The sequence below is a fragment of the Bacillus cereus group sp. N8 genome (assembly GCF_016483685.1).
Classification (GTDB): Bacteria; Bacillota; Bacilli; order Bacillales; family Bacillaceae_G; genus Bacillus_A; species Bacillus_A proteolyticus.
The window spans coordinates 214,212-229,015 of sequence record NZ_JAEHBK010000006.1 but is presented as its reverse complement, the minus strand read 5'-3'; the positions used below and the strand labels follow the sequence as shown (position 1 = coordinate 229,015).

Below are 14,804 nucleotides of genomic sequence, written 5' to 3'. Positions count from 1 at the left end.
TGTAATATTTAAACGTAACATTCCAAATTCAAATCAATTATAATTTTATATATAAATATAAAGAGGTGATTTGAACATATGCAACCCGCTACACAAATTCCACACGAACAGAACAACTCCATGTCATGGTTACAATTTCTTGGAGTTTTATTCATTCTCTTCCCATGTCTCTCATTAATAAATATACTCCTTACACTTTTACCTATTGAGTTATATGGATACATTAACCCAGATACAAATAATTTTTTGCTTGATTCTATAGAAAATGTAAGTTATGAATTAGTTGCCTTACTTTTACTAATCGTATTTATCACGAAATATAAACCACTGAAAGAACTAGTATTACCTATATTTGATTTTCGAGTTTTAAAATCTTTTCAGATGTACATCTATGTTCTCATTTATTATGTACTCACCCTATTTGTAGATATGCTTGTGTTAGATAAATTATTCCCTTCATCCGTACAAGAACAGTCTGATGCATTGCAACTTTCAGCACTAGAGCACTATCCACTTCTCTTACTTCTAGCTGGTGGGATTTTTGCACCTATTTTTGAAGAGCTTGTATGCAGAGGTATTCTTCTTCGTTTTTTCGAAGAGAAGTTTACCTTTTGGTCAGCTGTAATTCTCTCAAGTTTAATTTTCGGCATTGCTCATACGTACTCTGTGGGAATTATGGTTAGCGCATTTATGACGGGAATATTTGCTTGTTTATTGTACAAACAAACTAAATCTGTTATTCCAGCTATACTATTACATATTTTGACTAATATAATCGCCTTTTCAACGTAAAAAAGAGGTATCATCACGATACCTCTTTCACTCTTTTATAATAACTTCAAACGCTTCTCCCGTCACACTATCCCCTAGCTTTTCTAAGAGCCAATAACACATCATCCATACATTCCTATCAAATTATTCATTTTCATTAATAATATCCAAAATAAAACTCATGTAGTAAAATATTACTTAATTAACATAAAAGGAGTTTACATATGTTCAGTATTATTTGGATGCTTTTCATGCCACTTCTCATGTTGTGCGGAATTGCTGGTGGTATTTTTTTAGTGGTAACCGGAATTATTCATCGTAAATTCCTTGCTATTTTAATGGGGATTATTTGCTGCTCATTCGTTATAATGCCTTTTATTTTTTTGAACAAAGGTATAAACGGAGAGGATGTTCTTCATATTCCAGCGGTTCTATATTGGATGCTTTTCTCTCTAGCTGGTTTATTAGCAGGGATTAATGGGGCACGTTCAAAAATTAAAAGTATACGTAATATGGGATTCATTATTTTCTCGTTAGGACCGTTCGCAGCTATTTGTTATCAGCTCATGTCTATGCCTGATTCATATTTCATTCGTTAAGGAGTTATTACACATGGAAGTTACCGGATTGTTAGTTTGGATTATCTTAGGCCCTATTTTGATGCTATGCGAATTCATCGTGGGTATTTTTTTAATTGCTGCCGGAATTAAATACCGAAAATCACTTACCTTTATAGCGGGATTGATTAGTATATTGCTTATCGCTGTTCCTATCATTTGTATAGGCTATGGAATAGATTTAGAGCGGATGCTCCCAATTTCAGGAACTTTATATTGGAGCTTCTTCCCTTTAGCCGGACTATTAGCTATTATAAGCGGGAGACAATTCACACATATTCGTTCTATGGGGATAATTTTGTTTATAACGGGATTATGCTCTTTGACTGCTTATCACCTTTTATATTTAACTACATAAAAACATAGAAAAGCAGGGAAATTAATTCCCTGCTTTTCTATTTCGTTTATTGCCTGATGGTAAGAAGAACGATAACACCCAAGCAATACCTGCTAATATTGTTGCAATTAAGAAGGCATCGTTAATGCCGTTAATTGCAGATAGCTTTGAAATTTGTCCGAATAATAGTTGCGTGCTCATAGCATCTCCTGCTTGAGCTGACCCGGCTAATGCCGCTAAGCTTTGACCCATACCGTGTACTTTATCAACTAAAATTGGGTTTGACGTTGTTAACATATTGCCGTAATCCGCTACGTGAGCAGTAGTTTGTTGCGTCATAAGCGTGATTAATATCGCTGTTCCAATTGAACCAGCTACTTGTCTTGACGTATTTTGCGTTGCTGTACCGTGAGAAATTAATTTCATCGGCAGTGCGTTCATACCAGCTGTCATAATTGGCATCATAATGAATGACATACCAATTGAACGTATAATATAATCTGTCATAATAACGCTATACGGTGTATCCATCGATAACGTTGTAAATTTATATGTCGCAAATGTTGTAATGGCTAATCCAACAATTGCTAACGGACGAATACCATACTTATCAAATAGTTTACCTGCAACTGGTCCCATAATCCCCATAATTAATGATCCTGGAAGTAATAATAAACCTGATTCCATCGGTGTAAAACCGCGAATGTTTTGCAAGTATACTGGAAGTAATAACATACCTCCGAATAATGCCATCGTTACGATTGCGTTAATTACTAATGTGAAAGTGAACGTTGGATATTTAAATACTTGCAAATCAAGCATTTTATTGTCCGTTGTTAACTCTCTCCAAATAAATACTGCTAAACCAATGACACCGATGATAAGTGTTATAATAACTTCTGCACTAGTCCAGCCATTATTTCCAGCCTCACTAAATCCGTACAGTAAGCTTCCTAGTCCAATACTTGAACTAATAACACCAAATACATCTAACTTTGTTTTAGACACCGGCTGTGCCAGTGTGAAGAATTTTAAAGATAAGAACGTAATAATTAAACCGATCACAAACATACCGTAGAACATTAAGTTCCAGCTATAATTTTCAATCACCCAACCTGTTATAGTTGGTCCGATAGCTGGCGCTAAAATCATTGCTACCCCTAGTAATCCCATCGCTGCTCCGCGCTTATGAGGCGGGAATAATGTCATGAAGATATTCATACCAACCGGCATTAAAATACCCGCACCGACCGCTTGAATAATACGGCCCGTCATCATCATTGTAAAGTTACCTGATGTAGCACAAATGATAGATCCTACTGTGAAGAATAACATTGCCGCTACGAATAATTTACGATACGTAAATCGTGAAACTAAAAAGGCACTAATCGGTACTAAAATTCCGTTTACAAGCATGAAGCCTGTAATTAACCATTGGGCCGTTGAAGTTGATACGTTAAATTCGTTCATTAATGGAGGTAATGCAACATTAATGATCGTTTGATTTAAAATAGAAATGAACATACCAAGAATTAATACAGTTACAACTGCCTTTACATTCACATTCTCTACCGGCAATTGTCTCTTCAGCATTTCTTTTTCCTGTTTCACTTGCTCTTGCTTCCCTGTTTCTAATTCCACTACGTTAGAAGCTTCTGTTTCTTGTTTTTGTTCAAGTTCTGTTTCTGCTTTAGTTACCTCTATTTTACTTACGGCTGGGACTTGTTCTTCTCCCATATTCGTTTTTTTCTTTCGTAAAAGACGATTTACAAGGAAGAAGACGATTATACAAAATAGTGCATATCCTACAATTGCAATTGAGGACATCTCATCTCCCCCTTACTTATGAATACGAACTGACACATTCATTCCAGGAACAATATTTACTGATTTACTATGGTCTAAAGAAATTTTAACTGGTACAACTTGCTTTACTTTCGTATAGTTCGCTGTTGCGTTACTTGATGGTAACATCGAGAATGTATTCGCTGTTGTTAATCCAACTTGTTCTACTTTTCCTGTTAACGTTGTATCTGGGTATGCATCCACATATACATCTACTGTTTGACCTTTTTGAACATCATCAATAGTTGTCTCTTCAATGTTTGCTGTTACCCATAAATTATTCATATCAAATGCGTAAGCAATTGGGCTTCCCGCTCCAACGAATGCATTTGTTGTTGCGTTTGATTGTACAACCGTAGCATTTTGCGGAATTGTTACGTCTACTGTTTGTTCTCCATTTGCTGCCGCTACAGTAACAGCACCTAATTTATCGTTCTCATTGTAATTTTTGCCTACTTCAGCTTTCCAGTCGGTTAATTTACCCGCTACTGGTGACGCAATTGGAATTACCTTTCCGTCAATTTTTGCATTGTCTGTTTTTAAATAGTTTTCCGTTTGATTGTAATAGTAATAACCGCCAATACCGCCGCCAACTAATACAATTAATGTGATAATGTTGATAATTACCATTCTTCGAAACTGATTCATTGCATTCCTCTCCTTATATCGCATATAATTTTTTTCTAAACTATTTACATCCTTATTGTTTATATTGTTTAATTGTTAATTATATTAACTTTTAAACAAAAAAATCACACCCTTTGCAGTACAAACCTTATTTCGTCTGTCTGCGAGCGGTGCTGATTTCTGAAGGACTATCGTTTATAATTATAAATAATTATGCCGAATCTACAACCAACAATTTAAACCTATATGTTGTTTAAGCAACATTACACTATATATGTGTTGTTTAAGTTAAAAAAAATAAACGGGGTGAAGTAAAAATGTCTATTAAAAATACAAATGATCCACGTGTAAAACGAACGAGACAACTCATACAGGATGCTTTTGTCGCTTTAGTAGGCGAAAAGGGCTTCGAAAATGTAACTGTGCAACATATCGCGGAACGTGCTCCTGTAAATCGCGCTACATTTTATAGCCATTACCATGATAAATATGATTTATTAGACAAAAGCATTGAAGAAATGTTAGAGAGCTTAACGGAAGTAATTAAACCGAAAAATAAAAACAAAGAAGAGTTTCAACTTACATTTGATTCTCCAAACCCAACCTTTTTAGCTTTATTCGAACATATTGCAGCAAATGTAAATTTCTATAACGTTATGCTTGGTGATAAAGCAGCTGGAAATTTCTCTTATAAAATGATGAAAACAATCCAAACACATTTAACATTGAGTTTATCTATTTCACAGCCAGATGATGAAGAACTTATGGTTCCCCGTGATATTCTCATTAGTTACGTTACCGGTGCTCACATCGGAATGATTATGTCATGGTTAAAAAGAGGCATGATTTATACCCCTCATTTCATGGCAATGCAATTAACTCGCTTAATTATTTTAGGAGCTCATACTGCAGCAGGGTTAGAAAGACCATTTTAAAATGCAAAAAGCGAAGGAAAAAAATCCCTTCGCTTTCTCTATTAATTAAAAGTAATGTTATGTACAGCCTCTTTATCAAGACGTTTAATAACTTCTACAATTAACTTCACTGCATTTTCATAGTCATCACGGTGTAACATTGCCGCATGAGAATGAATGTAGCGTGTCGCAATCGTAATTGCCATAGACGGAATACCGTTTACAGAAATGTGAATTGCTCCTGCATCTGTTCCCCCGCCCGCTACAGAATCATACTGATACGGAATTTGTAATTCATCAGCAACATCAACAACGAAATCACGTAAACCTGTATGGCCAATAACAGAAGCATCATATAAAATGATCTGCGGTCCATCGCCCATTTTACTTTGCGCTTCTTTTGACGTTACACCCGGTGTATCTCCAGCGATACCAACATCTACTGCGAATGCGATATCTGGTTTGATATAATTCGCAGATGTTTTTGCACCACGAAGACCAACCTCTTCTTGTACAGTTCCAACGCCGTATACAACGTTTGGATGTTTTTCATCTTTTAATTGTTTTAATACGTCAATTGCAATCGCACAACCGATTCGGTTATCCCATGCTTTTGCAAGTAACATCTTTTCGTTCTTCATTACTTGGAATTCAAAGTAAGGCACAACTTGATCCCCTGGTCTTACGCCCCACTCCATTGCCTCTTCTTGGCTAGAAGCACCAATATCGATGAACATGTCTTTAATGTCAACTGGCTTTTTACGAGCTTCTGGAGGTAAAATGTGCGGTGGTTTCGAGCCAATCACACCTGTTATATCTCCTTTACGCGTTACAATTGTTACGCGCTGTGCAAGCATAACTTGCGACCACCAGCCACCAACCGTTTGGAAACGAAGGAAGCCTTTGTCATCAATTTGCGTAAGCATAAAGCCAACTTCATCTAAATGACCTGCAACCATAATTTTCGGGCCATTTTCTTCCCCAACTTTTTTCGCAACTAAACTTCCTAAATTATCAGTAGAAAGTTCATCTGCAAACGGCTCAATATATTTCTTCATTACTTCACGTGGTTCGCGCTCATTACCCGCAATACCGCGTGCGTCTGTTAATTCTTTTAGCATTGTCAATGTCGCGTCTAATTTTGTCATTGCCAACACCCTCCTTTTTCTTCAGTCACTTTATTATACAAAAGGAAATTGAAATATTCAAAAATTAACTTAGTATCCTTGTGTTTGACGCTGATGATTTACTTCATTTTTGTCTAAATACGCTTTTTCAATCTCCTCTTGTTCAAACTCAAGTGCTTGTCCAAGTCGAAGGTAGCTTGTAAATAATTCAATATAGTTTGTAATAGATGGTTGATCTGTAAAACGAATCACTTTCGCATATGTGTCTAAGAAAATTTCCACTTGTGTTTTATTCGTTTGCGCACATTTATAGAATAAGAAGTTTTTATCAATTCCTAAATCGATTCCGATTGATAAGATAAAATGCAAACCATCTACGTATTCTTCTAATATTACTTCACGCTCTGATGCTGGTTTATTGCTCCAATATTTAAAACAACGTGTTTCATTTGCAAGTTCTCCAATTTCTACAAGAAGAGCTAACATTTTTTCTTTTAACAACTTTTTCGGTTGTAAGTCATGTTCTTTCGCAATACGGTCATCTAATTCTTTTTGTAATTTAAATAGTTGTAGTAAGTCCATTCTATTGTCCTCCTCCAACATCGCATTTTATGCAACAATGTTGTTTCATCTCAAAGTTCATTATTATTTTCGTTTCTTATTAATAAGTCAGCCATTTATCTCTTTACAAAATAGCTTGTCCTTAATTTACAAATACGTTTCAATCATCACTATTAGATTATTCACTCCGATTGGTGATAGTTAATACTTATCCAGGGATTGTCCACTAATAAAAATATTATTTTATCTGATGAAAGTTCCATATCATCTTTCCATTATAGCAGTGTCGTTTCAGGTAGGAAAGATACTCTTCTTTCCAAAGAAGTATAATTGAAAAGAGCCAGGAGGATTCTCCTGGCTTCATATATATATTCTTCTATATTGCTATAGCTTTTATATTGATTTTGTCATATCGATAACGACATACTTCTCTTTGAATACAAACAAAAAACCTTAGAAGAAAAATCTTCTAAGGTTTCAACTAATTAATTAGTTAATGTTGTTTTTTGCAACTGTTGCTAATTCAGCGAAAGCTTTTTCGTCATGAACAGCTAAGTCAGCAAGCATCTTGCGGTTAACTTCGATGCCAGCATTTTTAAGACCGTGCATTAAGCGGCTGTAAGAAAGACCATTCATACGAGCTGCTGCGTTGATACGTGTAATCCATAATTTACGGAAGTCACGTTTCTTTTGGCGGCGGTCACGGAATGCATACATTAGAGATTTCATAACCTGTTGGTTAGCAACCTTGAATAATGTATTTTTAGAACCGTAATAACCTTTTGCTAATTTTATTACTTTTTTACGACGTTGACGAGTAACTGTACCACCTTTTACTCTTGGCATAATATTACCTCCTAGTTTGTTCTATATATCAGCCGAACTTATTTTAAGTTGTCAAGCATTTGACGAATGCGTTTGAAGTCACCAGCGCTTACTACACCAGCTTTACGTAGTTTACGTTTAGCTTTTGTAGATTTGTTAGCGAATAAATGGCTTGTGTAAGCGTGAGAACGTTTCAGTTTACCTGATCCAGTCTTTTTGAAACGCTTTGCAGCGCCGCGATGAGTTTTTTGTTTAGGCATAGGTATTTCCTCCTCTATCTATTACTTATCGTTTTTCGGTGCTAAAACTAAGAACATACTACGTCCTTCCATTTTAGGCTTAGATTCAATTGTACTAACTTCAGCACAAGCTTCTGAGAAGCGATCTAAAACACGTTGACCGATTTCTTTATGAGTAATGGCACGTCCTTTAAAGCGAATTGACGCTTTAACCTTGTCGCCTTTCTCTAAAAACTTGATAGCATTACGAAGTTTTGTGTTAAAGTCGTGTTCATCAATTGTTGGACTTAAACGAACTTCTTTCATGCTGATTACTTTTTGATTTTTGCGCTGTTCTTTTTCTTTCTTCTGTTGCTCAAAGCGGAATTTACCGTAGTCCATAATGCGGCATACTGGCGGTTTCGCATTTGGAGCAACTAATACTAAATCAAGATTAAGATTTGCAGCTAAGTCTAAAGCGTCATTACGAGACTTGATTCCAAGTTGATCGCCATTTGCACCAACTAAACGTACTTCACGTGCACGAATTTGCTCGTTAATCATCATATCCTTGCTAATAGTAAGCCACCTCCAAGGTTTTTTCAGAATATGTTTTGTAATTGTAGAACCCGAACAAAAAAAGTGCGGGCATACGGCACCCACACTTGTAATATCTTAAGTAAGAAATACATTTACCTGCTAACTGCGAATGCGTCCATCAGGTGAGAAGCGGGTGCTTCTACTTGTTCCAAAACCATATTCTATTATCCTTGATGAGTTTATCATAGGACATGACGTCTGTCAAGAAGACGCGATGTGTTTTACTAACAACAAGAAATATTGTAACAAACAACTAACATACTTGCAATACTTTTTTATGATAAGTGTTACATGGTTATTTTTTCTAATTCTCTTCACTTATATTACATAGAAAAGCCGCGGTATACCGCGGCTCTTTCTTATCGTTTTCCTTCTACTTTAATCATGTCAACAAAAGCATCTAATGCAATTGTTTCTGATTTTTGTTCACCATATTTACGTACGTTTACGCCGTTTTCAGCCACTTCATTGTCACCTACTACAAGCATGTACGGGATTTTTTGCATTTGTGCTTCACGGATTTTGTAACCAATTTTCTCTTCACGAGTGTCTAATTCAACACGGATACCAGCACGTCGTAATTCATCTTGTACTTTCTTCGCATAGTCTAAATGCACTTGCGGAGAAACAGGAATTACTTGCGCCTGAACTGGAGCTAACCAAGTTGGGAATGCGCCTTTGTATTCTTCAATTAAGAAGGCTACGAAACGTTCCATAGTTGATACAACACCACGGTGGATTACAACTGGACGATGTTGTTTACCGTCTTCACCAACGTAAGTTAATTCAAAGCGTTCCGGAAGTAAGAAGTCTAATTGTACAGTTGAAAGTGTTTCGTCTTTTCCAAGAGCAGTACGAACTTGAACGTCAAGTTTTGGACCGTAGAATGCCGCTTCACCTTCAGCTTCATAGTAATCAAGACCCATTTCATCCATAGCTTCTTTTAACATACCTTGTGCTTTTTCCCACATCTCATCATCAGCATAATACTTTTTAGTATCTGCTGGGTCGCGATAAGATAGACGGAATGAATAGTTTTCTAAGCCGAAATCTTTGTACACTTCTAAAGTTAAGTTTACAACACGTTTTAACTCTTCTTTAATTTGATCTGGGCGAACGAAAATGTGCGCATCGTTTAAAGTCATTCCGCGTACACGTTGTAGTCCAGATAACGCACCTGACATTTCGTAACGGTGCATTGTTCCAAGTTCCGCAATACGGATTGGTAATTCACGATAGCTGTGAATATCATTTTTATAAACCATCATATGGTGAGGGCAGTTCATTGGACGAAGAACTAATTCTTCATTATCCATTTCCATTGATGGGAACATGCCGTCACGGTAGTGATTCCAGTGACCAGAAGTTTCATATAGCTCTCTGCTTCCTAGTACTGGAGTGTATACGTGATCATAACCTAAGCTTGCTTCTTTATCAACGATATAACGCTCGATAATACGGCGAATTGTTGCACCTTTTGGTAACCAAAGCGGTAAACCTTGTCCTACTTTTTGGCTATTAGTAAATAGTTTTAATTCTTTACCTAATTTACGGTGATCGCGCTCTTTTGCTTCTTCAAGCATACGTAAGTGCTCATCTAATTCTGCTTTCTTAACGAATGCAGTACCGTAAATACGTTGTAACATTTTATTATTGCTATCGCCGCGCCAGTAAGCACCTGCAACGCTTAATAATTTAAATACTTTAATCTTTCCTGTAGATGGAAGGTGAACACCACGGCAAAGGTCGAAGAATTCGCCTTGCTCATAGATTGAAATAACTGCATCTTCTGGAAGATCGTTAATTAAATCTAATTTTAACTCATCGCCGATTTCTTCAAAGCGACGAAGCGCTTCTGCACGTGGTACTTCATGACGAACGATTTCTAAGTTCTCGTTCACGATTTTTTGCATTTCTTTTTCGATTTTCTTGAAGTCTTCAACTGTAATTGCTTCTTCCATATCAATATCGTAGTAGAAGCCATTTTCGATTACTGGACCAATGCCAAGCTCAAGCTTAACATCTTTATATAAACGTTTTAACGCTTGTGCTAAAAGGTGAGCTGTTGAATGGCGTAAAATATATAAGCCATCTTCAGAATCTAATGTAATAATAGAAACTGCACCATCTTCTTCGATTGGTGTAACAAGATCGATCATCTCATCGTTTAATTTTCCAGCCACAGCTTTTTTCTTTAAGCCTGGGCTAATAGAAGCTGCGATTTCTTCAGTTGTTACGCCTTTTGGAAACTCCTTCACAGCTCCATCAGGGAAAGTAATTTTAACTACATCTGCCATCACTGGTCACTCCTCTTTTTCTCAAAATAAAAAACACTCATCCCGTAAAAAGGGACGAGTGTTGAATTCGTGGTTCCACCCTTGTTCCAATTAACATGATTGTTAATTGCTCAAGTTCAACATAACGGTGTTGTCCGTTAGCAATTACTAGAAAAATCGTTCACTGCTAAAGTTTAGAGGTGGTAAGTAATAATCCCGTACTAGGAAGCTCACACCCTAAGGCTTCCCTCTCTGAAAATCGTAGATAACTACTCATGTCCTCATCATGACATTTCAATATATTTCATTTATGTAGGTAATTATATGCTCAAAAACTTAGAAAATCAAGGGCGTTACCTTTATTTTTAAAATTTTTCACATTGCGCTCAAACTCATGTAATCCATGTAATTGGACCCGTTCTTGAAATACATTTCGCAAAGTAACAATCATGTTATGATCTTGTTCTTTCGTATATAAGTAAATCTTTTTCGGCGAAATAGAAAGAAGCGGTGCAATTACTTTCGTATCAATATATACATCCTTTTGCTTTAATAATTCCTCATCTATATATTGGACCAACCTCTCCTGTTTTAAACGTCTACCTTTATCATCATAGAAAATAAAACTTTCATCGAAAATAAGATGCACACAGGACAACCGTGATTTCCGGCCACTTACTTGTTGACGAAGGGTCTCAATGAACATTTGATATTCTTGCTCCATTTTGTACTCATCAATTGCAACTTCAGCAAGTCTGGCTATTATTTCCCTATATGTACGAAGGCGAAAACGAACATATGATGAAAACGAGAATGAAAGCGGATCACAAAGCCAATCATTTAAAGATGACATAATATAGGTCTCAAACTTATGACGCGTTAAATCACGAGCCACTCCTTTTCTTCTTTCTTTTAATATCTCCTGTGCCATATGCAAGATTTGATGACACTCTTCTTGTTCTTCGTAAAAAAACTTTTCCTTTAAAATGGTATGAATCCATTCATTTTGTTTCACATTCATAATGAAATATAGTAGTACTGGCAATAAAATCTTTTCAATATAATTCGATTCATATAATGGTATATGAATAATAACCTTTTTCCCATCTAAATATACACTTGTTTCCTTGTGTAAAGATTCCGTTCTTTTCTTTAGTTGTCTGTATACGTGCGCAGCATCATTTTTTTCTTCGAAGCAAATTTCAATCACTTTTGTCCCCCCTTTTATCCCCGCTCTAAAGGATTGCATCTATACGTTACAAATCCTATAAGAGTCCGATCTGTGGAAGTTCACTCTTAGTAGAAATATATCTCCCATCGTTAGAAAATCCACTCGATATGGCTTGCTAATTTTATATATATTAAGGGGGAGAGAAAAAAATGATACAAGCTACTATGAATTTTCAACAATTTGACCATTATGATAAAGTGAAACTTTAATCGGTCGGGTTTTTGTTCATCCCCACTGATTATCAGCCCTCACGAATTAGGATAAACGGACGGTATTCAGATGTTTGAGTATATACATTATAAAAATTAAATCGAAAGGTTTCTTCTTCATATGTAAACCGCTTAAGAGTTACTACATTGTTATGAAGAAAGCGTTAGTTTTAGACACCTTGAATACTTTGATCTTATCTCCAAAAAATCATCACTATAACAAAAAAAGAGCAAGCTTCTCAGCTTGCTCTTTTACTTATGACGACGGTTCTTCCCACCAATTGGAATTGGCTTCGCTAAATATTTAATTCGCTCCATAATACGCGCTGCTTTCATTTGTTCTGCTTCACCGCGTTGTGTATACGTCAAATGATGTTCCAACTCCTTGAAATCAAAGTTAGACGTAAAGAACGTCGGTAAGTTTTCTAACATACGGAACTGCAAGATTGCGCCAAGCACATCATCACGCACAAAACTTGACATCGCTTCTGCTCCGATATCATCTAACATTAATACTTGTACCCGTTTAACTGCATCAATCTTTTCACCAATCGAATTATCTTGAATCGAACTTTTAATTTCACGTAGAAATTCAGGGAAGTATACGAGCATCGAACTAATTTTCTTTCGAGCAAGCTCATTTGCAATTGCGCCTAAAAGATACGTTTTCCCTACACCAAATTTACCGTACAAATATAAACCTTGTACTTTTTTACCCGGTTCGTATGTGTTTAAAAATTCATTCGCTGCACCTATTGCATCAATACGTGCATCTAACTCTGAAGGGTCTAAATTTTCCATAGTTGCCTGTAAAATGTCAGCTGGCATATATACACTTTGAACAAGTTTTTCATATTTTTTTCTCTCATCATACGCTACTTTTCTAATGCAACGATCGTATTGAATATCAATCATCTTACCTTGGATGACGAGCTTCGGCTCATATCCTTGTAGCATGTTTTTACATGACCCTAAATCCGGACAATCCGCACACCCTACACTTTGTCCAATATATTCATACAACTTCACAAGGCTACGCTCAATCATAGAAGTCGTTACTTCACCTTTATGTTCGTCTATAAATGCTTTCACACGCGGATGCGCCATCACTTCTGTCTTTAAGACTTCATATCTATTTTTAAAATTTTTATTTTCCATTAATTTCGTAAATGAATTTTGAATATGCTCCATTTCCTCACCTCAAAGAGCGTTCATTCTTTTTTATTAATCACGCTTATATTTTTTCAACACTTCTTCTAATCGCTTCCGTTCATCTTCTAACGAACTTGTATTTTTCTCAACACTCACGTCCGTTTTCACAGTTTCTTTCACTTCTTCTTTCGGCTCTTCTTTAAGCCAATCTGGCACCATTTCTCTTCGCACTGTTTTCTTCGCCGTACGACCTTTTTTCTTCGTCTCAGCCCACTCTTGATATTGACGGTTTTCTTCTTTCGCTAACGCCATCGCTTCAGCTACTGTACCGACCTTTTTTCGTGCCCAATGTCCAGCAATCTTCTCAACATACGTTTTCGCAAGTTTCATATCTGAGCGTAGCATAACATAATAAATAAGTACATTCACAACCCCTGGCGTTAACTTTTGGTTTATCATTACATCCTCAACAATTTGCAAGTCTGCTTTCGTTGCTTCTGCACCACCTGAAATTTCTTTCAATAGTTGTTTTGGCGATATTTCCTCTAACTGCTTCATTAGCATTTCTTCTTGCGTAGATGGCTCTTTCTCTTTCATAGTACGTGCAGCATGAGGTTGCACTCTTTCACTTAATACTGGTAATGCTTGACCATTTTCAAATTGATACCAATCACGAGCTCCTTTTCGAAGTCTTTCAATATCAATTGTTTGCACCTCTGTCACCGTACCAAGAACGATATTTTGCATTGATAACACATCCACACCATACACATAGGCAAGTGTAATGATACACTCTCGTACTTGATCTGTAATTGCCTTTTTAGGAACTAGCGCTGATAATCCTTCCATAAATAAAGAGAAATCAAAGAAATCATTCCAAACTTTCGGAACATCCCCCTTCTCGTTACTTGGCATAGTTGTCGTTTTTGGGATACGAAGTTCTTCTTGCGCATGCTCAAACTGACCTGGATTAAATGAATCAAATACATCATTGAAGGAGCGCGTAACATTTTCATAAGAAGCAAAATCGAATTCTTCTTCTAAGAAATATTGCTTTACTTGGTTATATTTTGTCCGACTCAATCGATTGTATAAAAAGATACTTAAAACAATATCATCAAAAAACTGCTTCGGAGATAACGGTGGTTGCAGCTCATATATAAACATTCGAATATCTTTTTCTTTTTTAATATATACATTTAAAAGCCCAATCGCCTCTAACTTTACTCGTTCCTCATATATTTCAGGAAGTTGCATTTGCATGGTCACCATAAGGGAGTGATGTGTATTCTCTTTTCCAAATACACGATCTTGCTCAAGCTCCCCCCATAGCGTCATGTATAAGCTAAAAGCTCTACTACCTATTAACGGCTGATACAACATTGTTAAAACTTTCCGGTCGTAATTATGTAACAACCCTTTCGCACTTACCTTATAACGATCAATCGGCAATAGCTCCATCCATGACTGTTTTTCCATTCTTGCTTTCCCTTT

Annotated in this window: 15 protein-coding genes and 2 other annotated features; of the genes, 4 read left to right on the top strand and 11 right to left on the bottom strand. The window is 36.3% G+C overall.

What is annotated here, in order from left to right; translation table 11 throughout:
• The first annotated feature begins 78 nt into the window (after positions 1–78).
• The 3 genes from JDS80_RS12640 to JDS80_RS12630 all read left to right on the top strand — a co-directional run bounded on the left by JDS80_RS12640 (position 79) and on the right by JDS80_RS12630 (position 1,746).
• The gene (locus tag JDS80_RS12640) at positions 79–792 is read left to right on the top strand and encodes a CPBP family intramembrane glutamic endopeptidase (RefSeq protein ID WP_199638682.1); all 714 of its coding nucleotides are present in this window, start codon (positions 79–81) and stop codon (positions 790–792) included.
• A gap of 203 nt (positions 793–995) precedes the next feature.
• Positions 996–1,370: an ammonia permease gene (locus tag JDS80_RS12635; RefSeq protein WP_199638680.1), complete on the top strand. Its 375-nt coding sequence runs from the start codon at positions 996–998 to the stop codon at positions 1,368–1,370.
• Between the two features lie 13 nt (positions 1,371–1,383).
• A complete protein-coding gene (locus tag JDS80_RS12630) occupies positions 1,384–1,746 on the top strand; it encodes an ammonia permease (protein ID WP_199638678.1) in 363 nt (120 codons plus the stop codon).
• Between the two features lie 21 nt (positions 1,747–1,767).
• On the opposite strand, the gene JDS80_RS12625 is transcribed toward JDS80_RS12630, so the two are convergent.
• On the bottom strand, positions 1,768–3,552 hold the full coding sequence (locus tag JDS80_RS12625; protein ID WP_199638676.1) for a DHA2 family efflux MFS transporter permease subunit: 1,785 nt from the start codon (positions 3,550–3,552) through the stop codon (positions 1,768–1,770).
• Between the two features lie 12 nt (positions 3,553–3,564).
• Positions 3,565–4,218, bottom strand: coding sequence for an HlyD family secretion protein (locus tag JDS80_RS12620; protein WP_071771032.1), 654 nt, complete (start codon positions 4,216–4,218; stop codon positions 3,565–3,567).
• Positions 4,219–4,514: 296 nt separating this feature from the next.
• Between JDS80_RS12620 and JDS80_RS12615 the strand changes: the two genes are divergently transcribed.
• Positions 4,515–5,132, top strand: a complete 618-nt coding sequence (locus tag JDS80_RS12615; protein ID WP_071771033.1) for a TetR/AcrR family transcriptional regulator — start codon at positions 4,515–4,517, stop codon at positions 5,130–5,132.
• 41 nt (positions 5,133–5,173) lie between these two features.
• Here the strand turns inward: JDS80_RS12615 and JDS80_RS12610 are convergent, their stop codons facing one another.
• The 9 genes from JDS80_RS12610 to JDS80_RS12570 all read right to left on the bottom strand — a co-directional run bounded on the left by JDS80_RS12610 (position 5,174) and on the right by JDS80_RS12570 (position 14,789).
• Entirely contained in the window at positions 5,174–6,259 is a 1,086-nt protein-coding gene (locus JDS80_RS12610; protein WP_000163562.1) for a M42 family metallopeptidase, read from the bottom strand.
• A gap of 69 nt (positions 6,260–6,328) precedes the next feature.
• Entirely contained in the window at positions 6,329–6,820 is a 492-nt protein-coding gene (locus JDS80_RS12605; protein ID WP_000365050.1) for a dUTP diphosphatase, read from the bottom strand.
• Between the two features lie 468 nt (positions 6,821–7,288).
• Positions 7,289–7,645 carry a 50S ribosomal protein L20 gene (gene rplT / locus JDS80_RS12600; protein WP_001138362.1) on the bottom strand — a complete coding sequence of 119 codons (357 nt, stop codon included), beginning with the start codon at positions 7,643–7,645 and terminating at the stop codon, positions 7,289–7,291.
• A 38-nt stretch (positions 7,646–7,683) separates the two neighbouring features.
• Positions 7,684–7,884 carry a 50S ribosomal protein L35 gene (gene rpmI / locus JDS80_RS12595; protein WP_001125945.1) on the bottom strand — a complete coding sequence of 67 codons (201 nt, stop codon included), beginning with the start codon at positions 7,882–7,884 and terminating at the stop codon, positions 7,684–7,686.
• Positions 7,885–7,905: 21 nt separating this feature from the next.
• The gene (infC, locus tag JDS80_RS12590) at positions 7,906–8,409 is read right to left on the bottom strand and encodes a translation initiation factor IF-3 (RefSeq protein ID WP_000973214.1); all 504 of its coding nucleotides are present in this window, start codon (positions 8,407–8,409) and stop codon (positions 7,906–7,908) included.
• A 63-nt stretch (positions 8,410–8,472) separates the two neighbouring features.
• Positions 8,473–8,593, bottom strand: a sequence feature (ribosomal protein L20 leader region).
• A 208-nt stretch (positions 8,594–8,801) separates the two neighbouring features.
• Positions 8,802–10,739 (bottom strand): threonine--tRNA ligase, encoded by a 1,938-nt coding sequence (gene thrS / locus JDS80_RS12585; RefSeq protein WP_071748270.1) that lies wholly within the window; start codon positions 10,737–10,739, stop codon positions 8,802–8,804.
• A gap of 47 nt (positions 10,740–10,786) precedes the next feature.
• Positions 10,787–11,015 (bottom strand) — a binding site (T-box leader).
• A 31-nt stretch (positions 11,016–11,046) separates the two neighbouring features.
• On the bottom strand, positions 11,047–11,928 hold the full coding sequence (gene ytxC / locus JDS80_RS12580) for a putative sporulation protein YtxC (RefSeq protein ID WP_199638674.1): 882 nt from the start codon (positions 11,926–11,928) through the stop codon (positions 11,047–11,049).
• 482 nt (positions 11,929–12,410) lie between these two features.
• Positions 12,411–13,349: a primosomal protein DnaI gene (gene dnaI / locus JDS80_RS12575; protein ID WP_071748272.1), complete on the bottom strand. Its 939-nt coding sequence runs from the start codon at positions 13,347–13,349 to the stop codon at positions 12,411–12,413.
• A 33-nt stretch (positions 13,350–13,382) separates the two neighbouring features.
• Entirely contained in the window at positions 13,383–14,789 is a 1,407-nt protein-coding gene (locus tag JDS80_RS12570; protein WP_071748273.1) for a replication initiation and membrane attachment family protein, read from the bottom strand.
• Positions 14,790–14,804: the final 15 nt, after the last annotated feature.